Annotated in this window: 18 protein-coding genes; 7 read left to right on the top strand and 11 right to left on the bottom strand. The window is 66.6% G+C overall.

The window, feature by feature from the left end:
• Position 1 precedes the first annotated feature (1 nt).
• Positions 2-1,714 carry a class I adenylate-forming enzyme family protein gene (locus tag HMPREF0063_RS00795; RefSeq protein ID WP_007076734.1) on the bottom strand — a complete coding sequence of 571 codons (1,713 nt, stop codon included), beginning with the start codon at positions 1,712-1,714 and terminating at the stop codon, positions 2-4.
• A gap of 264 nt (positions 1,715-1,978) precedes the next feature.
• Here HMPREF0063_RS00795 and HMPREF0063_RS00790 point away from each other — a divergent pair, with 264 nt between their 5' ends.
• Genes HMPREF0063_RS00790 through HMPREF0063_RS00780 form a run of 3 tightly spaced genes read left to right on the top strand, consistent with a single transcriptional unit; the run spans position 1,979 to position 4,643 of the window.
• Positions 1,979-2,788, top strand: coding sequence for an enoyl-CoA hydratase-related protein (locus tag HMPREF0063_RS00790; RefSeq protein ID WP_007076733.1), 810 nt, complete (start codon positions 1,979-1,981; stop codon positions 2,786-2,788).
• A gap of 10 nt (positions 2,789-2,798) precedes the next feature.
• Positions 2,799-3,761, top strand: coding sequence for an NAD(P)H-dependent flavin oxidoreductase (locus tag HMPREF0063_RS00785; protein WP_007076732.1), 963 nt, complete (start codon positions 2,799-2,801; stop codon positions 3,759-3,761).
• Between the two features lie 24 nt (positions 3,762-3,785).
• Positions 3,786-4,643 (top strand): enoyl-CoA hydratase-related protein, encoded by an 858-nt coding sequence (locus HMPREF0063_RS00780; protein ID WP_007076731.1) that lies wholly within the window; start codon positions 3,786-3,788, stop codon positions 4,641-4,643.
• Between the two features lie 18 nt (positions 4,644-4,661).
• Here the strand turns inward: HMPREF0063_RS00780 and HMPREF0063_RS00775 are convergent, their stop codons facing one another.
• Both HMPREF0063_RS00775 and HMPREF0063_RS00770 read right to left on the bottom strand, forming a co-directional pair.
• Positions 4,662-5,069: a nuclear transport factor 2 family protein gene (locus HMPREF0063_RS00775; RefSeq protein WP_007076730.1), complete on the bottom strand. Its 408-nt coding sequence runs from the start codon at positions 5,067-5,069 to the stop codon at positions 4,662-4,664.
• Positions 5,066-6,802, bottom strand: a complete 1,737-nt coding sequence (locus HMPREF0063_RS00770) for a class I adenylate-forming enzyme family protein (protein ID WP_007076729.1) — start codon at positions 6,800-6,802, stop codon at positions 5,066-5,068. Before HMPREF0063_RS00770 ends, HMPREF0063_RS00775 begins: the two co-directional genes overlap by 4 nt.
• Positions 6,803-6,985: 183 nt before the next feature.
• Between HMPREF0063_RS00770 and HMPREF0063_RS00765 the strand changes: the two genes are divergently transcribed.
• The 4 genes from HMPREF0063_RS00765 to HMPREF0063_RS00750 are packed head-to-tail and all read left to right on the top strand — an operon-like array spanning position 6,986 to position 10,978.
• Positions 6,986-7,543 carry a nuclear transport factor 2 family protein gene (locus tag HMPREF0063_RS00765; RefSeq protein ID WP_007076728.1) on the top strand — a complete coding sequence of 186 codons (558 nt, stop codon included), beginning with the start codon at positions 6,986-6,988 and terminating at the stop codon, positions 7,541-7,543.
• A complete protein-coding gene (locus HMPREF0063_RS00760; RefSeq protein WP_040320004.1) occupies positions 7,540-8,310 on the top strand; it encodes an SDR family oxidoreductase in 771 nt (256 codons plus the stop codon). The genes HMPREF0063_RS00765 and HMPREF0063_RS00760 overlap by 4 nt, the downstream gene beginning before the upstream one ends.
• Positions 8,307-9,362: an NAD(P)H-dependent amine dehydrogenase family protein gene (locus tag HMPREF0063_RS00755; RefSeq protein WP_007076726.1), complete on the top strand. Its 1,056-nt coding sequence runs from the start codon at positions 8,307-8,309 to the stop codon at positions 9,360-9,362. Before HMPREF0063_RS00760 ends, HMPREF0063_RS00755 begins: the two co-directional genes overlap by 4 nt.
• Positions 9,363-9,388: 26 nt before the next feature.
• The gene (locus HMPREF0063_RS00750) at positions 9,389-10,978 is read left to right on the top strand and encodes a long-chain-fatty-acid--CoA ligase (protein WP_211208744.1); all 1,590 of its coding nucleotides are present in this window, start codon (positions 9,389-9,391) and stop codon (positions 10,976-10,978) included.
• Between the two features lie 157 nt (positions 10,979-11,135).
• Here HMPREF0063_RS00750 and HMPREF0063_RS16465 read toward each other — a convergent pair whose 3' ends face one another.
• The 8 genes from HMPREF0063_RS16465 to HMPREF0063_RS00715 form a co-directional block, all read right to left on the bottom strand.
• Positions 11,136-12,614: a hypothetical protein gene (locus HMPREF0063_RS16465; RefSeq protein WP_156793991.1), complete on the bottom strand. Its 1,479-nt coding sequence runs from the start codon at positions 12,612-12,614 to the stop codon at positions 11,136-11,138.
• Positions 12,615-12,700: 86 nt separating this feature from the next.
• Positions 12,701-13,525: an IS3 family transposase gene (locus HMPREF0063_RS00745; protein ID WP_007076723.1), complete on the bottom strand. Its 825-nt coding sequence runs from the start codon at positions 13,523-13,525 to the stop codon at positions 12,701-12,703.
• A gap of 47 nt (positions 13,526-13,572) precedes the next feature.
• The gene (locus HMPREF0063_RS00740) at positions 13,573-13,860 is read right to left on the bottom strand and encodes a transposase (protein ID WP_007076722.1); all 288 of its coding nucleotides are present in this window, start codon (positions 13,858-13,860) and stop codon (positions 13,573-13,575) included.
• A gap of 370 nt (positions 13,861-14,230) precedes the next feature.
• On the bottom strand, positions 14,231-16,192 hold the full coding sequence (locus HMPREF0063_RS00735; protein WP_040320003.1) for a serine/threonine-protein kinase: 1,962 nt from the start codon (positions 16,190-16,192) through the stop codon (positions 14,231-14,233).
• A gap of 188 nt (positions 16,193-16,380) precedes the next feature.
• Positions 16,381-19,038 carry a type I restriction endonuclease subunit R gene (locus HMPREF0063_RS00730; RefSeq protein WP_083788822.1) on the bottom strand — a complete coding sequence of 886 codons (2,658 nt, stop codon included), beginning with the start codon at positions 19,036-19,038 and terminating at the stop codon, positions 16,381-16,383.
• Positions 19,038-20,294, bottom strand: a complete 1,257-nt coding sequence (locus tag HMPREF0063_RS00725; RefSeq protein WP_083788821.1) for a restriction endonuclease subunit S — start codon at positions 20,292-20,294, stop codon at positions 19,038-19,040. Before HMPREF0063_RS00725 ends, HMPREF0063_RS00730 begins: the two co-directional genes overlap by 1 nt.
• Positions 20,291-22,036, bottom strand: a complete 1,746-nt coding sequence (locus HMPREF0063_RS00720; protein ID WP_007076718.1) for a type I restriction-modification system subunit M — start codon at positions 22,034-22,036, stop codon at positions 20,291-20,293. Before HMPREF0063_RS00720 ends, HMPREF0063_RS00725 begins: the two co-directional genes overlap by 4 nt.
• 272 nt (positions 22,037-22,308) lie before the next feature.
• A complete protein-coding gene (locus HMPREF0063_RS00715) occupies positions 22,309-23,568 on the bottom strand; it encodes a hypothetical protein (RefSeq protein ID WP_156793989.1) in 1,260 nt (419 codons plus the stop codon).
• Between the last annotated feature and the right edge of the window lie 52 nt (positions 23,569-23,620).

Here is a 23,620-nt window from a genome sequence, read left to right as displayed (position 1 = left end):
GTCACTCCTGGTGGGTCGGGACGGCGAGCCGCTCGCGCAGCTCGCGCTTGAGGATCTTGCCGACGGGGTTGCGGGGCAGGGCGTCGACGACCTCGAGCCGTTCGGGCCGCTTGAACGTGGCGACCCCCTGCGCGGTCACGTGGTCGATCAGCTCGGCCAGGGTGGGCGGCTCGGCAGGGTCGCGCGGCACCACCCACACGCAGACCTTCTCGCCCACCCGCTCGTCGGGCATCGCGGTGGCGGCGACCTCGGCCACGCCGGGGTGCGAGATCAGCAGCCCCTCGACCTCGGCGGCCGAGATCTTGTAGCCGCCGCGGATGATCAGGTCCTTCGCGCGGTCGACGTGGGTGAGGAAGTCGGGGTCGTCGGCGCTGATCTCGAACACGTCGCCGGTGCAGAACCAGCCGTCGTCGTCGAACCCGTGCCGACCCTGCTGCCAGTAGCCGGAGAAGATCGTCGGGCCCTTGAGTCGCAGCTCGCCGGCTCGACCGGGCTCGGTGATGTCGGTGCCGTCGTCGATGCTGACCAGGCGCGCTGACATCGCCCGCGCCACCGCGACCCGGTAGGGCATGTCGGGGTTGCCGTAGCGGGGGAAGAACCGCCCGCGGCGGGTCGGGTCGGGCACCGTCTCGGGATCGGCGAACAGCACACCGCCCTCGTTGGAGCCGAACAGGTTGAGCACCTCGACCCCGTGGTCGGCCTCCCACCGCGAGATCATCCAGCCCGACAGCGGGGCCGACCCCGAGCCCACGGCCCGCAGGCTCGACAGGTCGTGCCGGGTGAACTGCTCGTCGTCGGCCACCAGGGTGTCGAGCACCAGCGGTGGCGCGCACGTGTAGGTGACCCGCTCGGACTCGATCTGCTCGACGAACACGGCGAGGTCGAACGGGTGGTGCTGGGCCAGGGTCGCGCCGAGCGTCAGCCAGGGCATGAACATGCCGGCCAGCCCGCCGCCGTTGACCATCGGGAAGGGGTTGAGCAGCACGTCGTCGCCGGTCAGCCGCGGCGCCTCCGCGCACGCCTGCCCGAGCACAGCCCAGTCGCCGTGGGCCCGCGGCACGCCCTTGGGCCTGCCCTCGGTGCCGGAGGTCCACACCAGGGTCGCGCAGTCGTTGGGGTGGGGATCGAAGGAGTCGAGATGCTCCTCCAGATCGGCGGAGTCGCCGTGCGCGTCGGCGGCCTCGGCGTCGAGGCCCACGACACCGGCGGGCACGTCGGGACCGAACGCCAGTACGGTACGCAGCATCGGCAGGTCTCCCGACAGCTCGACCGCCTCGGCAGCGAGGTCCCGGCCGACCGCCCGGGCGGCGGTGACGAACGCGACCAGGCCGGCCGCCTCCCCCATGCCGCCCAGCTCGTGCCGGCGGTACTGCACCGGGAAGGGGGTGACGATCGCGCCGAGTCGGGCGACCGCCAACAGCACCATCGGCAGCTCGACGGAGTTGGGCAGCTGCACGCCGACGACGTCGTCGCGCCGGATGCCGTGCGCGAACAGCACCCGCGAGATCCGGTCGACCTGGTCACCGACCTCGGCCCACGTGAGCCGCCGTGGCTCACCGTGCAGGAACGTGGCGCGGTTCGGCGGATCGACCAGCGAGGGGTGGTCGGGGCGGTGCACCCGGTGGTCGGCCAGCGCGTCGAGCCAGGTCCGACCGGACCACCAGCCCTGCGTGATCCAGTCGTCGACCGCAGCCTCGGGGAACAGCCTCACCATGACCTGCCTTCCGCACCGACTCGCGTCATCATGCCATCGGTTCTGCCTGCGTCCCTGACGGCGCAGGATGTCGCCAGACTAGTGGAGTCGACACATAACTACAAGATAGCAAGTGACTGTACTTTTGGTCCCCGGCCGGGCACCATGGGTGTCAGACCACTACGTGTCCATGCGGACAGGCCACACGAAGGAGCACCGGATGACCAGCACGACTGGCCAGTCGCTTCGCTCCGTGGCTCACTTCAACAGCAGCAGTGACATCGCATGAGTGACGACCAGCCCGTCCTGCTCGAGGTCACCGACGGCGTCGCCACCGTGACGCTGCACCGGCCCGAGCGCCGCAACGCCTGGACCGTCGGCATGCAGGCCGGCTACTTCGGGGCGCTGCAGACCTGCTGGGAGGATCCTGAGGTCCGCGCGATCGTGGTGACCGGCGCGGGCGGCTCCTTCTGCCCGGGCGCCGACACCGCGGCCCTCACCACCTACACCGAGACCGGCACCACCAACCCGCTGGCCGACGAGATCGAGCAGCCGGAGTGGTTCCCCTCCACGGTTCCCAAGCCGCTCGTCGCGGCTATCGAGGGCCCGTGCGCCGGGGTCGGCCTGGCACAGGCGCTGATGTGCGACCTGCGGGTCGCCGCACCGACCGCCCGCTTCTCGACCGCCTTCGCGCGCCGCGGCCTGCCCGCGATGCACGGCGCCGAGTGGCTGCTGGAGCGCATCGTCGGCGCCGGCGTGGCCCATGACCTGCTGCTCACCGGCCGCACCTTCGACGGCGCCGAGGCGGCCCGGCACGGAGTGGTCACCGAGACCGCCGACGACCCGCTCGCCCGCGCGACCGCGATCGCCCGCGACCTGGCCGACCACTGCTCGCCACAGTCGATGGCGCAGATCAAGGGCCGGCTGTGGACCACCCGCGAGCGCACCCTCGCGACCGCCGTCGCCGAGACCGACGCGATCGTCGACGACTTCCTGGCGTCGGCGGACTTCCGCGAGGGCGTCGCCAGCTTCATGGAACGCCGTCCCCCACAGTTCTCCGGGCTCGAGGGCCCGACCCGACCCGCCACCTCGTAGGAAGAACCTGATGAGCCCGAGCCTGCCCAGTCCCCTCCGCCTGCCCGTCGTGGCCGCGCCCATGTTCCTCATCTCCGGGCCCGAACTCGTCGTCGCGGCGTGCACCTCCGGCGTGGTCGGCGCGTTCCCGGCCCCCAACTGCCGGACCGCCGAGGAGCTCGACACCTGGATGGGCACGATCGGCGACGGCCTGCGCGCCACCCCGAGCTCGGCCAGCAGCCCGGTGGCTCCGTGGGCGGTCAACCTGGTCACCCACCGCACCAACACCCGCCTGGCCGACGACCTGCGCCTCGTGGCCGAGCACCAGCCGCCGATCGTCATCACCGCGCTCGGTTCCCCCGCCCCCGTCATGGAGACCGTCCACGGCTACGGCGGCATCGTCATCGCCGACGTGGTCAACCTGACCCTGGCCCGCAAGGCGGTGGCGCTCGGTGTCGACGGCCTCGCGTGCGTGTCCAGCGGTGCCGGCGGCCACACCGGCCACCTCTCACCGTTCGCGTTCGTCTCGGCGGTGCGCGAGTTCTTCGACGGCATCATCACCGTCGGCGGCGGCATCAGCGACGGCTACGGCGTGGCCGGGGCGATCGCCGCGGGCGCCGACCTCGTCTACATGGGCACCCGGTTCCTGGTGACCACCGAGAGTCTGGCCCCCGAGGCCTACAAGCAGATGGTCGTCGACCACGGCCCCGAGGACCTGATCGTCAGTTCGGGCATCACCGGCACCGACGCCTCGTGGCTGCGCCCCAGCCTGGTGGCCAACGGCCTGGACCCCGACAACCTCGTGGCGCCGGAGGCCCGCAACTACGACTCCGGGCAGAGCCCCGCCGGCCGCTGGAAGGACATCTGGGCCGCCGGCCAGGGCCTGCAGACGATCCGCGCGATCGAGCCCGTCGCAGTCGTCGTCGACCGGCTCGAGCAGGAGTACCGTGCCGCCCACGAGCGCTTCGCGGGCCTGGCCCTCGCCCCCGCCTGACCTGCCCGACCCCGAGGAGACCCCATGACCTACTCCACCCTCGCCACGCGGGTCGAGGACCACGTGATGACGATCGAGCTCGACCGGCCCGAGCAGCTCAACAGCATCACGCTGCAGATGTGCGCCGACCTGGCCGCGGTGTTCGCCGACGCCGACGCCGACCCCGACGTGCGGGTCGTGGTGATCACCGGCCGCGGCAAGGCCTACAGCGTGGGCGCCGACCTGAGCGAGGGCGCCGGCGCGCTGGACTCCCAGGACCGCCCCGACAGCGACGAGCCGTTCCGTGACGAGGGCGGACTCATCACGCTGCAGATCTTCCGCTGCACCAAGCCCGTGATCGCGGCGGTCAACGGCATCGCCGCCGGCCTCGGGGCCACGATGCTGCTGCCGATCGACATGGTGCTGGCGTCGGAGAAGGCACGGTTCGCGTTCGTGTTCGCCAAGCGCGGCATCGTGCCCGAGGCGGCATCGACGTGGTTCCTGCCCCGCCGGGTCGGCATCAGCACGGCCGCGGAGTGGATGTTCACCGGTCGCACCGTCTCGGCGGTCGAGGCCAAGGAGGCCGGACTGGTGCGCAGCATCCATGCCCCCGACGACCTGCTGCCCGCCGCCTACGAACTCGCCCGCGAAATCGCCGACAACACCTCACCCGTGGCGGTCGGCATGATCCGGCAGATGCTCTGGCGGTTCAGCGGCTCGAGCCACCCGATGGACGCGCACCGCGTCGACACCGCACTCAACCTCGAGCTCGGCCGGTCGGCCGACGTCGTCGAGGGCGTCACGTCATTCCTCGAGAAGCGCCCGCCACAGTTCCCCGGCACCATGCCGGGCAACGCACCGGATGCCTTCCCCTGGTGGACCGAGCCGGACTTCAACGCGTAGGCCCGGCCCACCCGCGGGTCAGTGCGCGAAGTCCTCGCTGGGCTTGATGCCCATGCCGGCCAGCAGGGTGGGCCGGTCGTAGTACTCCAGCCACTCCGTCACCTTGTCGTCGGCCATCCGCATGATGCCGACCACCGGCACCTCGGCGTGGTGGCCGTCGTAGTCGAAGTCGTCGACGCGCTCCACGAACACCCGGCCGTCGATGACGCCGATGGTCTTGATGTGCAGCTTGAGCCGCTCGGCCTTGGCGCCCAGGATGCCCATCCGCTCGGCGATCGCGGCACGGCCGACGACCGGCTCGCCCATGACGCTGTGGAGCACGCCGTCGTCGGCGAACAGGTCGACCACGCCGTCCCAGTCGAGGGTGTCCCACTTGGCGAACATGCGGTGGGCGAGGTCGATCTTCTGGTCGTCGGTCATGGTCATGCGGAGGCTCCTTCGGGGTGGCTCGAGCGCAGCTCGCGCTTGAGGATCTTGCCGACCGGGTTGCGCGGCATCTCGTCGCGCACCTCCAGCCGTTCGGGCAGCTTGAACGAGGCGATCTTCTTGCCCCGCAGGAACTCGACCAGCTCCTCGAGCGTCAGCTCGGCGTCGGGCGCGAGGGTGACGATGGCGGCGATCCGCTCGCCCAGCACCTCGTCGGGGTCGCCGATCACGGCCACGTCGACCACGGCCGGGTGGTCGCCGATCAGCCCCTCCAGCTCCACGGGCGCGATGTTCATGCCGCCCCGGATGATCAGGTCCTTGGCCCGGTCGAGGTAGTGCAGGTACTGGTTCTTGTCGCCGGCGATCTCGAACAGGTCGCCGGTCTTGAGGTACCCCTGCTCGTCGAACGGGCTGGGTCGCTGGTCGCCGTTGAGGTAGCCGGCGAACACCGACGGGCCGCTGATGCGCAGCTCGCCGCTGTGGCCGGGCTCGGTGATGTCCTCGCCGGTGACGACGTCGACCAGGCGCACGTGCATCCACTCCGAGATCCGGCCCGACCACTTCACGCCGGGGGTGCCGTAGCGGGGGAAGAACTGCGCCCGCTCGTCCGGGTCGGGGAAGTCCTCGGGGCCCGACAGCAGACCGATGCCCTCGTTGGAGCCGAAGAAGTTGATGACGCCGATGCCGAACTTCTCCTGCCAGCCGCGCACCATCACCGGCTGCAGCGGCACCGAGCCGGACCCGACCCGGGTCAGGCTGCTCAGGTCGGCCTTGGCCAGCAGGGCCTCGTTGTGCAGCAGCGTCCACAGCAGCGCGGGCGGGGCGACGGTGTAGGTGACCCGCTCGACGGCGATCTGCTGCAGGAAGGTCATCAGGTCGAACGGGTGGTGCTGCACCAGCACGCAGCCGGTGCGCAGCCACGGCAGGAACATGCCGTTGATGCCTGCCATGTTGACCATGGGGAACGGGTTGAGCAGCACGTCGTCGCTGGTGATGGACGGCAGCTCGACGGTGGCCCAGCTGACCGCGATCCAGTCGTAGTGGCAGCGCGGCACGCCCTTGGGCTCGCTCTCGGTGCCCGAGGTCCAGCAGATGGTCAGGCAGTCGTTGGGGTCGTTGGGGTCGGCGGCCACGTGCGCCTCGACGGCGGCCCGGTCGTCGGCCGCGACCGGGGTGGGCGCCAGGTGCAGCACGCCGTCGGGGAGGCCACCGGCGGCCTCCTCGGCCGGGCCGAAGGCGATCACGGTGCGCAGCGAGGGCATCTGCTCGCGGGCCTCGTGCACCTCGGTCACCGGGGAGCGGTCGCCGAAGCTCGCGACGGTGAGGTAGGCGGCGAACTCGGCCTGGTTGGCCATGCCGACGATCTCGCGCTCGCGGTACTGCATGGGCAGCGGCGACACGATCACGCCGATCATCCACGCAGCCACGTAGGCCTCGACCAGCTCGATGGTGTTGGGCACCTGCACGCCCAGCACGTCGCCGCGGCGCAGGCCCAGGTTGAGCAGCCGCGCGGCCAGGTGGGTGGACTCCGCGTCCAGCTCGGACCACGTGAGCCGGCGCGGTGCGGCACCGCTGAGGGCGGCGCGGTTGGCCGGGTCGACCACCGCCAGCTCGTCGCCGCGAGCGGCCACCTGCTGCGCGAACAGCTGGTCGACGGTCTCGTCGGACCACCATCCCTTGGCGCAGTAGTCCTCGACCTTGTCGGCCGGATGCAGTCCCCTGGCCATCGTCATCGCGTCTCCCTGTGGTGGTCCGGTACGGGTGAAGTGGGCGCCTCGTGGGCGGCCGCTCGGGTGGCGGATCGACCGCTCCCACCCGATGACACTTCAGTTAACAATGTGATACACATTACTACAGTAACCAGAGTGAGTCGTCAACGACGGCGACCCCCTCCCCGACCGGAAGGACACCGCGCCGTGACCACCACCTCGCCCCCCACGATCGACGCACGACTCGCGGCCCTGCTGGACAAGCAGGAGATCTCCGAGCTGCTGGTCCGCTACATGCGCGCGGTCGACCGCGGCGACGTCGAGACGGCCCGCGCCTGCTACCTGCCGGGTGCCACCGAGGACCACGGCGGCGTGTTCACCGGCACCGCCGACGACTACATCGACTCGGTCGCCGAGGCGCTCTCGCACCCCAAGGGCGTGTCGAGCCACGTGACCACCAACATCCTCATCGAGCTCGACGGCGACCGCGCCCAGGCCGAGTCGTACGTGCTGGCCTTCGCCCGCGTGCGCACGCCCGAGGGCACGGTGGGCGACTCGCTGTGCGGCGCCCGTCTGCTCGACGACCTCGAGAAGGTCGACGGCCGCTGGGGCCTGCGCCACCGCGCGCTGCGCTGGGACTGGAACCACGACATGGAGCGTTCCGAGGGCTGGGTCTACGGCCTGCTGACCGACCCGTCGAACCTGGTGAAGAGCAAGAAGTTCCCCGACGACCTCGTCTACCGCTCCTTCGGCGAGAACGCATGAGCACGCTCAAAGGGGCACGCGTCGAGGGCGCCCGCGTGGTGGTGACCGGCGCCAACCGCGGCATCGGCCTCGGCTTCGTGCAGGAGGCGCTGGCCCGAGGGGCCGCGAAGGTCTACGCCGGCGTGCGTGACCCCGACGACGTGACCGACGAGCTGCGCGCCACCGGCGCCGACATCGTGCGCCTCGAGGTCACCAGCCCCGACGACATCGCCGCCGCTGCTGCCAGCTGCGCCGACGCGAACGTGCTGATCAACAACGCCGGCCTGCACGCCAACACCCGCCTCGTGATGACCGACGACCCCGACGCCGCCCGGCGCGAGATGGAGGTCAACTACTTCGGTCCGCTCATGACGACCCGCGCGTTCGCGCCCGTGATCGCCGGCAACGGCGGCGGCTCGATCGTCAACGTGCTCTCGGTCGCGGCCCTCGCGCCGACCGCGTTCATGGGTGGCTACTCCCCCGCCAAGGCCGCCGCGCTGTACCTGGGCGGCATCGCCCGGGCCGAGCTGGAGCCGATGGGCATCAGCGTCACCTCGCTGATCGTCGGCTCGGTCGACACCCGCATGGCCGCGCACGTGGACGGCAAGAAGGAGGCCCCGCGCGACATCGCCGTGGCCGGCCTGAAGGCCATGGAGCGCGGCGAGTGGACCGCCGACACCGACAAGATGGCCGTGGAGTCCCGCGCCCGGATGGCGATGGACCCGGTCCGCTACGAGCGCGGCCTCGGCAAGCTGCTGTTCATGTCCGAGCTGAGCACGAAGGCATGACCGCTCCCCTTCGCGTCGCCCAGTGGGCGACCGGCGCGGTGGGCAAGACGATCCTGCGCGGCGTCATCGACCGGCCGGATCTCGAGCTGGTGGGCCTGTACGTCTACGGCGACAAGAAGGTGGGCCGCGACGCCGGCGACATCGCCCGCCGCGACCCCACCGGCGTCACCGCCACCCGCGACCTCGACGAGCTGATCGCCACCCGTCCGCAGGTCGTCATGCACGCCCCCCGCCTGCAGGTGCCGTACGAGAAGCACGACCACGACCTGCTGCGCCTGCTGCGCGAGGGCATCAACGTCATCACCACCGCGGGCCAGCACTTCCCCCGCGCGCACGGCCCCGAGCGCGAGCAGATGTTCCTCGACGCCTGCCACGCGGGAGACAGCACCCTGTTCGGCATCGGCGTCAGCCCCGGCATCATCGGCGAGCGGCTGGCCCTGGGCCTCACCGGGGCGTCGGTGACCCTGGACCGCATCACGATCGACGAGGTGCTCGACGCCCGCTCGATGCCCGACCCGGACTTCGCGTTCACCGTGATGGGCATGGGCTCGGACCCGGCCAAGCTCGACGGCTCGGGCCCGCTGCCCACGCTCTACGCGTCGCTGTACCTGGAGACGATCGCGTTCATGTGCGAGCGCATGGGGGTCACGTACGACGAGGTCGTGCCCGACCACCGGGTCGTGCCCGCCAGCCGCGACCTGGAGGTCGCCGCGGGCCACATCGCCGCCGGCACCGTGGGCAGCACCGAGTGGCGCTGGCACGCGATGGTGGGCGGCAAGCCGTTCCTCACCCTGGCGATCATCTGGACCATGGAGCCCGACCTGCCGGACTACGCCGGCCGCGACGAGTGGACGATCCACTTCTTCGGCAAGCCCGAGATGGTCGTGACGCTCAACATGGTCGAGCCCGACGAGCCGGGCGTGCGCACCACGGCCGGCCAGTACATCACCGCGGGCCCGGCCCTGCGCGCGATCGAGCACGTGGTCGCCGCCCCGGCCGGCATCTTCGAGCCGCCGGTGTTCGCCCCGTTCCACCTCGGAGGTGCCCAGTGACCGATTCTCTTGCTCAGGCTGTGAGCGTGCCGACGCCGCCGGAGTACAAGGACCCGCACTACTCGTTGCATGCCGACGGAACCCGGGTGGAGGACCTGGCCGACATCCTGCGCAAGCGCGCGGCCGCGACACCGGACCTGCCCGCGGTGATCACGCCGACCGGCACCACCTCGTTCCGCGAGCTGGACCTGGAGGCCAACCGGGTGGCGCAGGCGTTGCTGCGCGACGGCGTGGTGGCCGGCGACCGGGTGTCGTACATCGGCGAGAACGCACCGTCGTTCCTCGCGGTCATGTACGGCGCGTCGAAGATGGGCGCGATCCCCACGGCACTCAACTTCCGCCTGGCCCCGGCCGAGGTCGACTACATCCTGGGTGACGGCGAACCGGCCGTGGTGGTGCTGGGCGCCGAGCAGGAGCGGCTGGCCGAGGTGGCCGCCGCGGTTGCGAGCGTGCACACCGTGGTGACGGTGGACGACGGCCCGCACAGCCGCAGCTACGACGCCTGGCTCGACGGCGTGGACGACACCGACCCCGGCTACCGCCGCGGGCCCGACGACACGGCGCTGATGTTCTACAGCTCCGGCACCACCGGCCGCCCCAAGGGCATCGAGCTCACCGGCCCGAACCTGGGTCAGGCGCTGGCGGCGATGCACTACCTGCTCGAGCTGGACACCACGGCGGTGGCGTTGGCGCCGGTGCCGTTCTTCCACGTGTCGGGCCTGGGCCTGGCGCTGGTCACCAATCTCAACGGTGGCGCACTGCTGCTGCGCAACCCCACGTCGCCGGCCGACCTGTGCCGGATCCTGCAGGAGGACCGGGTGACCCACGCGGTGGCGGTGCCGACGGTCATCCAGTTCCTCATGTCGCTGCCGGAGGTGCACGAGGCCGACTGGTCGCACCTGCGCTACATGATCTACGGCGCAGCCCCCATGCCCGAGTCGGTGCTGCGGGAGGCCACGGCCGTGATGGGCTGCAAATTCCTGCAGAGCTACGGCCTGACCGAGTCGACCGGCGGCGTCACGATGCTGTCGCCCGAGGACCACGCGACGGACGGCTCGACCACTCACCGGCTGCGGTCGGTGGGCCGCCCGATGCCCAACGTGCCGGTGCGCATCGTGGACCCCGAGACGTTGGAGGACCTGCCGGCGGGTCAGCGTGGCGAGGTGCTGATCGGCGGCGGCCACGTGATGAAGCGCTACTGGCGCAACCCGGGCGCGACCGATGCGAGCATCACGCCCGACGGGTGGCTGCGTTCAGGCGACGGCGGCTCGTTCGACGAGGACGGCTACCTGTACCTGCACGACCGCCTGAAGGACATGATCGTGTCCGGCGGCGAGAACGTGTACCCGGCGGAGATCGAGAGCGTGCTCACCGGCCACCCGGCCGTGGCCCAGGTCGCGGTCGTCGGCGTGCCCTCGGAGCGCTGGGGCGAGTCACCCCTCGCGGTCGTCGTCGCAGTGCCGGGTCAGACCGTCACCGAGGCCGAGCTGATCGAGTGGGCCCGCGAACGCATGGCGCACTTCAAGTGCCCGACCGCGGTGGCGTTCGTGGAGGCGCTGCCGTTGAATGCGAGCGGGAAGCTGCTGAAGACGGAGTTGCGGTCGCGGTTCGGGTAGTGCGCCGAGTTCCGCAGCCCGAGCCTGCGGACTAGGGTCGTGAGTGGACTGGAGATCCAGTGATCTCCAGTCCAAGCATAAATTCGGTGGCGGTGGGATCTTGACCCATGGGGAGACCGCGGGTGACCGACCTATACCTCGCGCCGGGCCATATTCATCACACTGGGCTTCGTACGTAGTTGCGCAGCGAAAGCGCACCCACCACAAGCGGTACCGCAGTGAGAGCACGCATGAGATACAGACCGGCGCTCGCCTCGCCGCCTAAACCTGTACCGAGCAGGGACCCGACCGGGCCGATGGCACGGTCGAACCACAGCCTCAGCCCGCCGCTGAGGTTGCTGATATCCCAGCCTCCCGGAGACGCAAGGGCGAAAGCAAGAACTAAGGAGAGCACGAGCCAAGTCGCGAACGCGGGCCCAGGTCGCTCTCCGTACCCGAGACATCGGTAGAGACCTAGCCAGAAGCGCTCCACCCGCCCGGATGTCACGCGGTGCCTCAGGCGCTGAGCGCACCATCCGACCTTTGTCCTCGCTGAGCCGGAAGCCCCCTTCTCCCTAGATAGCTCTTGGAGCTTGCGAAGAAGCTCCGCATCGAGTCGAAGGTCGCGCTGATCGGCTGCCGACTGGGGTCTGGTGAAATCCCACCTAAGCTCCCAGCCGGGCAGGTCTGAGGTCACTGGCTCAAGGCGATGGGCGTCATCCATCGCATTCAAGATGCTCCGTCCGTCTACACCTCGCGGGACAGTGAAGTTCGACAGCAGCGACTCGGCGAGAGGGCCGGGGTGGCTTCCTCCACTACCCGAGGCAGCTGCAACTGCGGCGATCCGAAACCCTTTTCCTGGCATCCCATCGATGGTCGCCCCGCTGCACTTTCCGAGCGTGACCTCGCCCCTGACATCGGCTACTACCGCACGACGGCCGACCGACAAGGTCGGGCCGCCCTGCCCAAACGATCGGAACTCAACTCCGCGAGCAGTCGCACCAATCCCGAGTTGAAATGCAATCTGCCCCACGACGGATACGTCGGTAGCACTCACTGACACTCCTATCGCGCACTCATGCTTGGAGCGAAGTTCCAGACGAGCGATACTGGCCACGCCGAGTTTGGCCGCGGGGTTGGAGCTTGCATCCCGACCGGTTCCCGTCGTCGGCGAAATCCAAAGCTCGGCGCGATCACCCGAGGGAACGATGGACTTAATGACACCCCTCGAACTACCGACGAAAAGCTCAGCCTTTCCCTCAACTACAAGGCGGTCAATTTCCGCATCTCGGCCTGCGTCCGCCAGGCCGAGGCGGCCGCTGACGTAAACCGTCTCGAATAGCCCCCCGAGAATGGATGGCTCAGCAACCTCCGCCGAGCCATCCTCGACGTGCAGCACCCCGACACACTCGCCTTCCATCGAGACTTCTAGCCCGCCCGCGCGCAGCACTAGGTTGCCTCTGAAGCCAGCTTCCAGCTCCAGTCGCACTGCTTCCGCTGAATCTACGATCACCGTGCCAAGGACGGAAGCCTCAACACGAACGCAGGGCCTCTCGGACGTGTGGTCTTGCCGTGCCTCGACGATCAGCGTCGCGTCGCGATGAAGACCAGATATCGCCATAGACTTTCGAGCGCCCCCGGCGAACCGCAGGCGCATGCTGCTGGCACCGGGGACGTGGCCAGTTGCAACGATGACACTCGCGTGACCTGTCCCGGGTTTCCCGGACGGTTCTTGTGTGTTGATCATGCCGCTTGGTCGGTGGCGGTGTGAAGGGTTTCGTACTCGATTGGGCTGAGGTAGTCCAGGCTCGAGTGGCGGCGGGTCGGGTTGTAGAACGCTTCGATCCACTCGAAGATCCCGTTGGCCAGCTCGGCGCGGGTTGACCAGTTCCGGCGGTCGAGCAGTTCGATCTGCATCGAGCCGAAGAACGACTCCATGAGGGAGTTGTCGTAGGCGCAGGCGACCTTGCCCATCGATCCCATCAGTCCGGCCTCGCGGAGCCGGTTGCCGAACAGCCAGGACGTGAACTGGGTTCCGCGGTCGGAGTGGACCACCGTTCCCGGCAACGGCTTGCGACGCCATCTGGCCATGTCGATCGCGTCGACGACCAACTCGGTGCGCAGGTGATCGGCGATCGACCACCCGACGCATCGGCGGGAGTAGACGTCGATCACCGCAGCGCAGTAGACCCACCCTTCGACGGTTCTGTGTTGGGTGATGTCGGTGACCCACAGCTTGTCGGGCGCATCAGCAACGAACTCGCGTCTGACGTGGTCCTCGAACACCGCCGGCGACCGGCCACCTGCGTGGCGCCATTTGCGGCGGTGAACACCCTGCAGGCCGCCCAGGACCATGAGCCGTTCGACCCGGCCGCGACTGCACCGGATCTGGCGGCCCAGGCGCAGTTCGGCGTGGACCCGCCGGACCCCGTAGGTCTGCCGCGACGCGGCATGGATCTCGCGGATGACGTTCAGCAGGTGCGCGTCGGCGACATCACGCGCCGATGGCGGCCGGCTGCGCCACTCGTAGTAGCCCGACGTCGAGACACCCAGGACCCGGCAGATCACCGCGACGGCAAAGCCATCCGCGGCGAGCTCGTGGACCAGCCGGAACCCTATTTTGGGAGGACGTTCTCCTTGGCGAAGTACGCCGACGCCCGCTTCAGGATCTCGATCTCCATCGCCTGAACACGATTCTCACGACGAAGACGCACCAGCTCGGACCGCTCGTCCTTGCTCAAACCGGGACGCTCACCGTTCTCGACCTCGGCCTGCGCCATCCACCGGCGAAGACCGGACTCGCTGATCCCCAAGTCCTTCGCGATCTGCGCCACCGGCTTGTCACCGGACCGCGCCAACTCCACCGCCCTGCGACGGAACTCCTCGGGCTTTGCTGCAGGCATCCAGACTCCTCTCGTGAAGCGATTCTCGCTCCAACATCGGTGTCCGGGGAACTCGGGACAGGTCAGCGGGGCTCTGACTTGAGTCGAAACTAAGGCCTAGGGTCCCGCCGCTTTCGAACTCTTGGATGCGAAAGTGGTTCGACTCTCCTTGAGTCGCTTTCGCAACCGCCTTCAACTCGTCTGAGGTCACAGATCTCGCCGCTTTTACTTGCTCGACTGCCACGACGAGTTCCTCTCCGACGCTGGTGCGCGATTTGCCGACTAGGAATGTTACAGATCTGCGCGGCGGCCCCTACTCCGGCGCCGAAGACGCCGAGAAGTTGCGAAGAGTCTCCAGTGCAGTGGCCTGACCGATCCGGCACAGCAGGCTTTAGAGTTGATCCAAGATTCGTTGCGCGTCACGGTGAGCAGTGAACGCAGTCTGATAGCCGCTCGGTCCCGTGTCGAGAAGCCGCTCCAGAAGTTGCGCAGTCTTCGGCGAGACACTCGAACGCATGACGAGAACCAGATCGTCCATGTTGTCTCCGACAAGCGACTCGCCCGCAGCTGCCTGGAGCAGTGTCACTCCGAGTTGATGGATGTCCACCCTCGGAGACCAAGAGGTGCCTATGAGCTCAGGTGGTAGGTACCCCGGAGTTGCGCTGACAGTTTCAACGGCGACGCTAACTCGTGAGGAGATGTTGAAGTCCACCAGCACTGGGCCGCGCTTTGTCACAATAACGTTCTCAGGTTTGATGTCGCGGTGCACGTAGCCGTAGCGGGATTCGAGCAGAACCTGAATTGACTCCTCCGACCCCGACTCTGCACGAAGTCGACGTCGTTGAGTCTCCTTCGGGTGCATATGAACCAAGGCTCCCATGAGCGCCGTCGTCCACGACATCAACCGCTGCTCCGACGGACGAGTCGCAGCTTCGCAGTACGCACGGAGTGTGGGCCCTTCGAGATACTCCATCGCGAGGTACACCGCCCCGCTTTCCAGTCGGCCTGAGTCAACGAACTGAACGATGTTCTTATGCTCGAATCCCCGAAGAACTTCGACCTCTCGTTCAAGAACTGAGAGTCGTCCGTTCTTGAGTACCTTGAGCGCCACCGCGGAGGGGGTGCCCTCCTGTTGATCCAAGCTGGCAGCCCGATAGACGTTAGCGAAACCACCGTCAGCAGAGATCAGCGATTCAACCCGATATCGGCCGTCTACCACCTGCCCCACAATGTTTGCTGCCGTCGACCCCGAGTCGACTCCGGGCCGGGCAGAACTCTCACGACGTTGAAGGTAGGTCTGGAGCAGCTGTGAGGTGACCCGGGTCGTCTCGTCTGGTTGACCGCAAAGTCCATATCCGATCAGGTGAGCGGTGTCCTCAGGGAATGCCCTGGCCATATCTCGAAACTCATGCACTTTGCCTAGCGCGAGCGTCCGCAAAATCTCAAACTCGTCGGCGTACTGGTCCTCGAGAATCGCAACAATCTGGGCTAGCAAGGGGCCCTGCTCGGTCAAGAAGCGCGCCGATGTATCCCGTGCTTCCTCTAGAGCGGGAGATACCGAGCCATGCCTCGGGTGGCTATTTCGATGCACCATCGATGCGAACGTCCTCAGGAGCGCGGGGTGTCCGCCCGTGTCGTCAAACACGCGGGCAATCACTGAGCTCTTCCATTCAAGGCCCATCCGCGCACCGTAGGTGCCCAACAGTTCCTGTGCTTCAAGCTCGCTGAGAGGTCCCAAGTAGGTCGTAGAGAAGTAGCTGTAGATGGGATTGTCTTCACCGAAGATCGCATGGCTCTCAACGCATTGCGGGTTCGTACCCGAAATAACGAAGCGGAGGATTCCTGGTCGCTCCTGATCAAAACCTCGCAAAAGTTGCCAGAATCGTACGAAGTCCTTACGCCATACCGAGTCCTCTGAACTAGGAAACATCCGCTCGATCTCATCAAGCATAATGATGACGGGCAGACCAATTCGATCGTGGACCGTCCGCAAGTCGTGATCAAAGAGTTCGAACACGCTGGCCCGGTCTGGCACCTCAGAATAGGTCTCGTAGCGGCCGAACAGCTTGAGATCGCTGACGCCACGCACTCGGCGATTCCCATCCCACAATGACTCACCCAAGTGCCACAGCAAATAGTCTGCTGATGGGTTGATTGCGTTCGACCGCTGGAGGTCTGCTTGGGCGATAAGGCCGGCTTCACGGTTGCGCAAGGCCTCTCGCAGCCGGAAGAGGAATGAGGTCTTCCCGATCTTCCGTAGGCCGAAGAGCGCTACGTGCGTCTGTCCTTGAGTGATGTTCCGTTCAAGTTGTCGCAGCAGCACCGACCGCCCGAAGAAGTCGCCGCCGCGCACGACGGGGGATCGTAGGTCGTAAAGATCTCGCGCAAAGAGCCCGACCCGAACCGCGTCCGCGAAGGGCCTCTCCCCCGACGGACGGAATTGCCGAAGGGACGGAGCTGGCAGGGCCAGCAGCGTCAGGCTGGCCGCTTCGGCTGCCTCCTGCAACACAGATACCCCGCCAGGATCACCCGAGATGAATATCAAGACGTCCTGAGCGCACCTAACGTTGTGGCGACGATCGGGACGGTTCGTTCGGTGTTCTTGATGAGGCGTTCGAGCATCCGCAGGAAGATGACGCGCTTCTCCAGGTGCGCGTCGCCGTAGTCGACGATCTGGCTCATGAAGTCGTAGACCCGCACGAACGTGCCGACGTCCTTTCGGAACATGTCGAGTTCGTCGCGGGCGGCGGTGTCGTCGTCGAGGGTCGCTGACCGGTAGCGCTCGCCGAACCGCTTGGCCGCGGGCGCCATTGCAGCGGACAGGGCGTTGTTGCCCTTACCCGTCACCCACAGTTCGGCGACCTGGTCGACCTCGGCGTCAGTGAAGATCGCGGCTTGGTCGAGCTTGGTGGCGATGTCGTAGACGAGGTTGGGGTCGGTCGAGGTCTCGAGGAACGCGGTCTTGTAGTACGGCTCGAACGCGGCGCGGATCTCCTCGGGTTCGTTGACGAAGTCGAGTACGAACACGTCGTTCTTGGTCTTGCGCAGACCCGACGGGCGCCGGTGGGTGCGGTTGAGCCGGCTGAGGGTCTGCACCGCGGTCACCCCGGACAGTTGCCGGTCGACATACATCGCGCACAGCAGTTGCTGGTCGAACCCGGTCTGGAACTTGTTCGCGACGATCATCACCTTGTAGGCGTCGCCGTTGAAGGTGGCGGCGAGGTCGCCGACACCGGGGTTGAGGTTCGCCTCGGTGAAGTCGTCGGGCCCGTACTCGGGGTCGGTGACCGATCCTGAGAACGCGACCAGGGTCCGGTAGGCGTAGCGGGGGTCCTTCGCGGCGCGGGTGGCCAGGTATCGGTCGATCTCGAACTTGTACCGCACGGCGGCTTTGCGCGAGTCCGACACCACCATCGCCTTGGCGTTGCCCTCCAGCACGTGGGCGACGTTCTCGTGGAAGTGCTCCACGATCACCGCGGCCTTCTGCGCGATGGTCTGCGGGTTGATCCGCACCCACCTCATGACCTGCTTGGTGGCCTCGGACTGGTCGACCTCGGTGGCCTGCGCGGCGCCCTCAACCTTGCCGGCGATCGTGAACACGCTCCGGTAGGAGTGGTAGCCGTGCAGCACGTCGAGGATGAACTCCTCCTCGATCGCCTGCTGCATCGAGTACACGTGGAACGCCTGCGGCTTGCTGTCCGGGTCGTCGGGGTCGGGCTTGCGGCCGAACAGGTCAAGCGTCTTGCCCTTCGGTGTCGCGGTGAACGCGAAGTACGAGATGTTCTCACTCGCCGCCCGCTCGGATGCTTCTGCGGCCAGGTGGGTCTCGATGTCGATCTGACCGCCGTCCTCAACAGCCTTCAGCTCCTCGGCAGTCAGCACCGCCTTCAGTTTCGCCGCGACCTGCCCCGACTGCGACGAGTGCGCCTCGTCAGCGATCACGGCGAATCGCTTGCCCTTGAGACCGGAGTTCGCACGGATCTCGGCCATCGCGAACGGGAACGTCTGAATGGTGACGACGATGATCCGCTTGCCGTCGGTCAGCATCTTCGCCAACAGGCCCGACTTCGACCCACCGGCACGACGAGCGGCGTCGGCGTCGATCGCGCCGACGAATCCGGTGCCCTTGTCGAGCTGCCGGATCGCGGCCTGCAATTGGGAGTCCAGCACGTTGCGGTCCGTGACCACGATGACTGAATCGAACACCGGCGCGTCGTCGACCTGCAGGCGCGCGAGCCGGTGTGCGGTCCACGAGATCGAGTTGGTCTTGCCCGACCCAGCCGAGTGCTGGATCAGGTACCGGTGGCCGGGCCCCTCGCTTGCTGCGGCGGCAACGAGTTGTGTGACGACCTCCCACTGGTGGAACCGCGGGAACACGATGCGGTCACCGTCGACGAGCACGAACCGGTGCAGGATGTTCAGCCACGCCTCACGTTCCAGCACCCGCTCCCACAGGTAAATGGTGGCGGACCCGTTCGGGTTGGGCGGGTTCCCGGCGGCACCGTCGTGGCCCATGTTGAACGGCAGGAAGAACGTGTCGTCGCCCTGCAGGCGGGTGGTCATCCACACCTGGTCGTTCGAGACCGCAAAGTGCACCAGCGCCCGGTTGCCGAACCCCAGCAGCGGCTGCACCCGGCCGGTGCCCTTGTCCTTCGGCAACCGGTCCTTGCGGTACTGCTCCATCGCGTCGGCGACGGACTGGGTGAAGTCGGTCTTTAACTCAGCAGTCGCCACCGGGATGCCGTTGACGAAGAACACCAGATCGATCGACCGTCGGTCGGCAGTTGAGAAGTGCACCTGCCGCATCACCCGCAACCGCACCTGGTCGTGCCGGTCGACGGTGGCTGGGTTCTTGGTGTTCTCCGGCTTCGGCTCACTCATCTGGAACCGCGCTGGCGCAGATTGGAACCCGTTGCGCAGCACGGCCAGCGAACCGCCACCGTTACTCAACGGGGTGTCCAGCACCTTCACCAACCGGTTCAGCAGCAGTTCAGTCTGCTGGGCCTCCTGCGGCGAACCAGCCTTGACGATCTTGGCCAGCTCGTCAGGCTGGGTGTCAGCCAACCAACCGATCACGTCCTCGGGGAACAGCGCCCGCTCCGCGTCATAGCCGGCATCGGTGGGCGAGTAGAGCCACCCGGCTGACTCCAGGTGCTGGCAGATCTCAGACTCAAACTCGATCTCGTTGTAGATCGCCATCACGCAGCCCCCCGCACATCGATCTGACCAGTCACCGCAGCAGTGATCAGCGCGGACCGTCTCTCGCGAGACAACTCGATGAACCGCGCGGTCTCGGCCATGAGTTCGTCGATCTTGCCGGTTTGATCTCGTGCCGTTTGGACGATCTGCACTTGTTCCGAGACTGGAGGCAAAGGAATGCGGAACCCGCCGATGATGCTCATACCGATCGTGCGGAGGGTCGACCCGTTGGTCAACGAATCGAAGTACGGCTGCATAGCCCCAGTGAATAGGAGCCACAGGTACTCCGGCAGTAGCCGATCGCCGCAGATCCATGCTGCAAAGTGCTGGGAGGTAGCCATCGGGACTCCCATGATGCTGCTTCTCCCGATGGTCGCGTCTCTTGAAAGAACAACCGTTCCCACTGGCAGAACTTGGGCAGAACTAGCTGCGATTCCAGCTTCGCTGATCAGGTTGACCGTCTTGGCAATGACTGAACTTTCGGACAGTCGGCCGACGTCGTTCAGCGTTATCCACGGAGTCTGGCAGTCGAGCCACAACTCTGGTCGAGTTCGACTTGGGGTGTGGCCGCTGCGAAGCTCTGCGACCGACGTCAGCGGAACCACCGACCAAGTTGGCGGAATCTCAGGGCACCAGAACAGTCCTGTTTCCTCCGTCGGCTCTCCGGAGCCTCGAGCGATGCTCACGATAGACGCTCGAAGCGCTCGTCTCCTTTCGCGGAGAACTTCCATCAGTCGCTGCTGCTCATCGATGAGGGTGTCGATCCGGACGGTCTCACGGTCGAGGTAGTCGGCGACGGCACGCTGCTCCGAGTATTCGACGACCTCGACTGGGTACCTACTCAGAAAGCCAGCCGGCACTCGTCTGAGGTTCCCTACCCCTTGGAGGCGTGTCGCACCGTCCTGCAAGAACTGCTGGCTACGACAGAGGTATGACACGAAGCGTGGGTCAACCTCGGGCCGCGCGCGAAGCACGTGAAGTTCGGTCGTGCCAGCGCCCAGTTCGGTCTCTAGGTGAGCAACAGCGACCCTCCCGGCCTCGAACGTCGGAGTGATCTTCGGGAGCAGGACGTCACCATTGCTGAATACGGTGTAGCCGTTGGATACCGAACCGGCCGAGGCCCGCCGAGAAAAGTCACCTCGCCCGTCGGGCCAAACACATTCGAGCGGAACGAATGTGACCTCGCGCTCCGGATCGACGGCAAAGTCGGGAACGGACGGGTTGATCTCGACCAATCGGCCAAGCGGGACGCTCACCCCTCCACCTCCCGCAGGAGCTCAAGGATCTTGGCGACTTGCTTCTCGAGGTCGGCGTCGATCTCGGCAAGGGGGCGGGGTGGGACGTAGGTGTAGAAGTGGCGGGTGAAGGGGATCTCGTAGCCGACCTTGGTCTTCTTGTGGTCGATCCACGCGTCGGGAACGTGCGGCAGGACTTCGGCGTCAAAGTAGGCCTTGATGGTTGCGTCGCGTCCGTGGTCGCCGGTGGTGTTGCCGCCGTAGTTGAAGGGGATGTTCTCGGTGTCGCGCTTCTTCGAATCGGGCTTGCGAATGCCCTTCCGGTCGGTGACCGGGTCGCCTTTGTCGTCGAGCAGGGGGCGTTCGACGGTGATGGTCCAGTAGCCGAACTCGGTGGTGTCGAAGACCTTCGACAGGTCGGGGTCGGCTTCGTCGAACGCGTCGTACAGCGCAAGGACTCGTTCGCGGCTGGTGGTGTCGATCTCCTTGCGCTTGGAGCCGAGGCTCTTGCGCATCTTGGTGCCCATGCCGCTAGCGTCGATGAGCTGCACCTTGCCGCGGCGTTCGGCGCGTTTGGTGTTGTCGAGGATCCAGATGTAGGTGGAGATGCCGGTGTTGAAGAACATGTCGGTCGGTAGCGCGACGATCGCCTCGACCAGATCGGTCTCCAGCAGCCAGCGGCGGATCTCCGACGGACCCGACCCGGCCGCGCCGTTGAACAGCGGGGAGCCGTTGAGGACGATGCCGACCCGTCCGCCGCCCTCGTGCTCGGGGCGCATCTTGTGGGCCAGGTGGGTCAGGAACAGCATCTGGCCGTCCGACACCGACGGCAGGCCGGGCCCGAAGCGCCCGTGTTCGCCGTCGCGGGCGCGTTCTTCCTTGACGGACTTCTCGGCGGCCTTCCAGTCCACCCCGTAGGGCGGGTTGGACATGCAGAAGTCGAAGGTACGGCCGGCGAACAGGTCGTCGGAGAGGGTGTCGCCGAGGCGGATGTTGGACGAGTCCTGGCCCTTGGCGATCATGTCGGACTTGCAGATGGCGTACGACTGGTCGTTCAGCTCCTGGCCGTACAGGGTCAGGCGAGCGTCGGAGTTGCGCTCCAGCAGCCGCTCCTCAGCGACCGAGAGCATGCCCCCGGTGCCGGCGGTGGGGTCGTAGATGGACCGGACCGTGCCCGGCTCGAGCAGACCTTCCTGTTCCTCGGCGAACAGGAGGTCGACCATCAGGCGGATCGCGTCACGCGGGGTGTAGTGCTCGCCCGCCTCCTCGTTCGAGGCCTCCGCGAACTTGCGGATCAGCTCCTCGAACAGGTCACCCATCGCGGCGTTGGGCACCACGTCGGGGTGCAGGTCGACCTCGGCGAACTTCTCCACCACCAGGTAGAGGCGGTTCTTCTCATCCAGGGTGGCGATCTCGTTCTCGAACTTGAACCGCTCGAACACGTCGATGTTGGCCGAGAACTTCGTCAGGTAGTCGACCAGGTTCGCGCGCAGGCCGTCGGGATCGGCCAGCAGGCTGGCGAAGTCGAACTGTGACGTGTTGTGGAACCCCAGCCCGGTGGCCCGCTTGACCTGCAGCGCCAACGCACCCGGGTTGTCATGCTTGGCCGTCAGGGCACGGACCTCGTCGCGGGTCGGCTCCATGATGCAGTCCAAGCGCCGCAGGATCGTCATCGGCAGAATGACGTTGCCGTACTGGTGCGGCTTGTAGACGCCCCGCAACTGGTCGGCGATCGACCAGATGAAGTTGCCGAGATTGCTCATGGGGTCCTTGGGAGTCGAGGTGCCGTGGGTAGGTGTCCATCCGACCACAGGTGCGATCAGCGGTCACCGTATTGACGCGCCGAGACAGAATCGGTGTCGAGCACGCGGAGAATGATCGATCAGTCCTGATGCAGACGCATCGGTGCTGCGAGGCGAACAATCGGAGCACGCGACATGCCTGCTGCGACCGCGATAGGCGCCAAGCAGAAATTGGCTAGAGGTAGGCCTTTGCGGTGCCCGCGCTTTAGTCGTCTGTCACTGCGAACCAAGAGCTACGAGTCCAAGGCGATCTGCTCGTCCGTCCTGTCGTCGCGATCGACCGCGATCACCTGCAGAATCTCACCCTCGGCCGTCGTAACAAACTGCAACCCGCTCTCATCGACGTTCGTCGGCGCCACGAGTGCGCGGATGCGCTCCTGCTTCGCCAGCGCCTTCGAGATTGACCAGCCGCCCTTGAGCTGAATCGCCGCAATTCGCTCGGTCACGTCGCCCAAGAGAGTCTCTGTCGCTGTGAGCTGACCAGCCTGGGAGTCGAAGAACCTGCGCATCGCCGAATATGGATTGTTCGGGTCTTGAAGGGATACCGCCGCCGCGTCCGCCACGAGCGCTTTCCTCCTGATCGAAACCGCTGCTCGTGCCAGATTGAGATCTCGGCTGAAGTGGTCGAGCTCATCGGTCTTGCCGAACTTCGCCTCGAACTTTCGGTAGTCAATTTTTCCGTCGGGCTCGGTAAGCATTTCGATAGTCTCTTGGTGCTTCTTCAAGGACTCGTGTGCTCGATGGAACTCGTCGTAGGAGCTTTTGAGAGCGAGTTCCATGTGCGGATTGCGGCCGTCCAACATGAGGCTGATGGCACGCGTTAGTTGGTCATCTGCCGACCGTTGAGCCGTGATCCGACCGACATAGTCTCTCTCCTCCTGCCGCCCGAGTATCGCCTCAACATTCCGCTGGTGAGCCCGCAGCTCGCGTTGTGCCGCCATGTCCACGGCCATGACCGTGCCGGCCACGGCGAAGACTGGCCAACTCACGGCGAGGGCGCCACCGACAGCGACCGGCTTCAACACGGCCTGCGCGGTCTTTCCGCCCGTTCGCGAGAACCCTCGGAAACCGGACTGACCGACGGCCTTGACCAGTTTGGCCCCCTTGGGCAACACCACGGTGTAGAGAGTGGGACTCTTCGGATCGAGTGCCTTTACGATCTCGGCAACTGACTGCTGGGCGGACGCATTGATCGGCATCGTGGTGAACCTCTTGATCTCGACCTCAGTCACCGGGCGGTACTCCACCGCGATCGGCACCGCCGCCACCTCAAGTGCGTCCCAGACGGAGACCGAGCCTGAGTTCGCGGAGCGTAGTACTGCCTCAGAGACGAGAAGTCCTGATGGCGGGTACGCGGGTGGGCTTGCTTCGACGTTCGAGTTCCAGAACCTGGCCGGTCGCTGCCCCCCAACCGCTCGGCGGGAGCGTTGCCACAGGAACGAGGCCACGATTATCGCGCCGAGAGCGGCGATGGCAATCAGGGTGGGAAACACACGGTCAGGCTAGTTCGCAATCCGGCCGGTTGGCTGGGAATGAGTTGGCAGA

The organism is Aeromicrobium marinum DSM 15272 (assembly GCF_000160775.2).
GTDB classification, from domain to species: Bacteria; Actinomycetota; Actinomycetes; order Propionibacteriales; family Nocardioidaceae; genus Aeromicrobium; species Aeromicrobium marinum.
The sequence above is the reverse complement of the archived record's forward strand: the minus strand, read 5'-3'. Positions and strand labels throughout refer to the sequence as shown.

Excerpts from the sequence above, each read along its gene's own strand:
- HMPREF0063_RS00795 (WP_007076734.1), bottom strand. The coding sequence starts at position 1,714 with ATGGTGAGGCTGTTCCCCGAGGCTGCGGTCGACGACTGGATCACGCAG.
- HMPREF0063_RS00790 (WP_007076733.1), top strand. The coding sequence starts at position 1,979 with ATGAGTGACGACCAGCCCGTCCTGCTCGAGGTCACCGACGGCGTCGCC.
- HMPREF0063_RS00785 (WP_007076732.1), top strand. The coding sequence starts at position 2,799 with ATGAGCCCGAGCCTGCCCAGTCCCCTCCGCCTGCCCGTCGTGGCCGCG.
- HMPREF0063_RS00780 (WP_007076731.1), top strand. The coding sequence starts at position 3,786 with ATGACCTACTCCACCCTCGCCACGCGGGTCGAGGACCACGTGATGACG.
- HMPREF0063_RS00775 (WP_007076730.1), bottom strand. The coding sequence starts at position 5,069 with ATGACCATGACCGACGACCAGAAGATCGACCTCGCCCACCGCATGTTC.
- HMPREF0063_RS00770 (WP_007076729.1), bottom strand. The coding sequence starts at position 6,802 with ATGACGATGGCCAGGGGACTGCATCCGGCCGACAAGGTCGAGGACTAC.
- HMPREF0063_RS00760 (WP_040320004.1), top strand. The coding sequence starts at position 7,540 with ATGAGCACGCTCAAAGGGGCACGCGTCGAGGGCGCCCGCGTGGTGGTG.
- HMPREF0063_RS00755 (WP_007076726.1), top strand. The coding sequence starts at position 8,307 with ATGACCGCTCCCCTTCGCGTCGCCCAGTGGGCGACCGGCGCGGTGGGC.
- HMPREF0063_RS16465 (WP_156793991.1), bottom strand. The coding sequence starts at position 12,614 with ATGCGCCTGCGGTTCGCCGGGGGCGCTCGAAAGTCTATGGCGATATCT.
- HMPREF0063_RS00740 (WP_007076722.1), bottom strand. The coding sequence starts at position 13,860 with ATGCCTGCAGCAAAGCCCGAGGAGTTCCGTCGCAGGGCGGTGGAGTTG.
- HMPREF0063_RS00730 (WP_083788822.1), bottom strand. The coding sequence starts at position 19,038 with ATGGCGATCTACAACGAGATCGAGTTTGAGTCTGAGATCTGCCAGCAC.
- HMPREF0063_RS00720 (WP_007076718.1), bottom strand. The coding sequence starts at position 22,036 with ATGAGCAATCTCGGCAACTTCATCTGGTCGATCGCCGACCAGTTGCGG.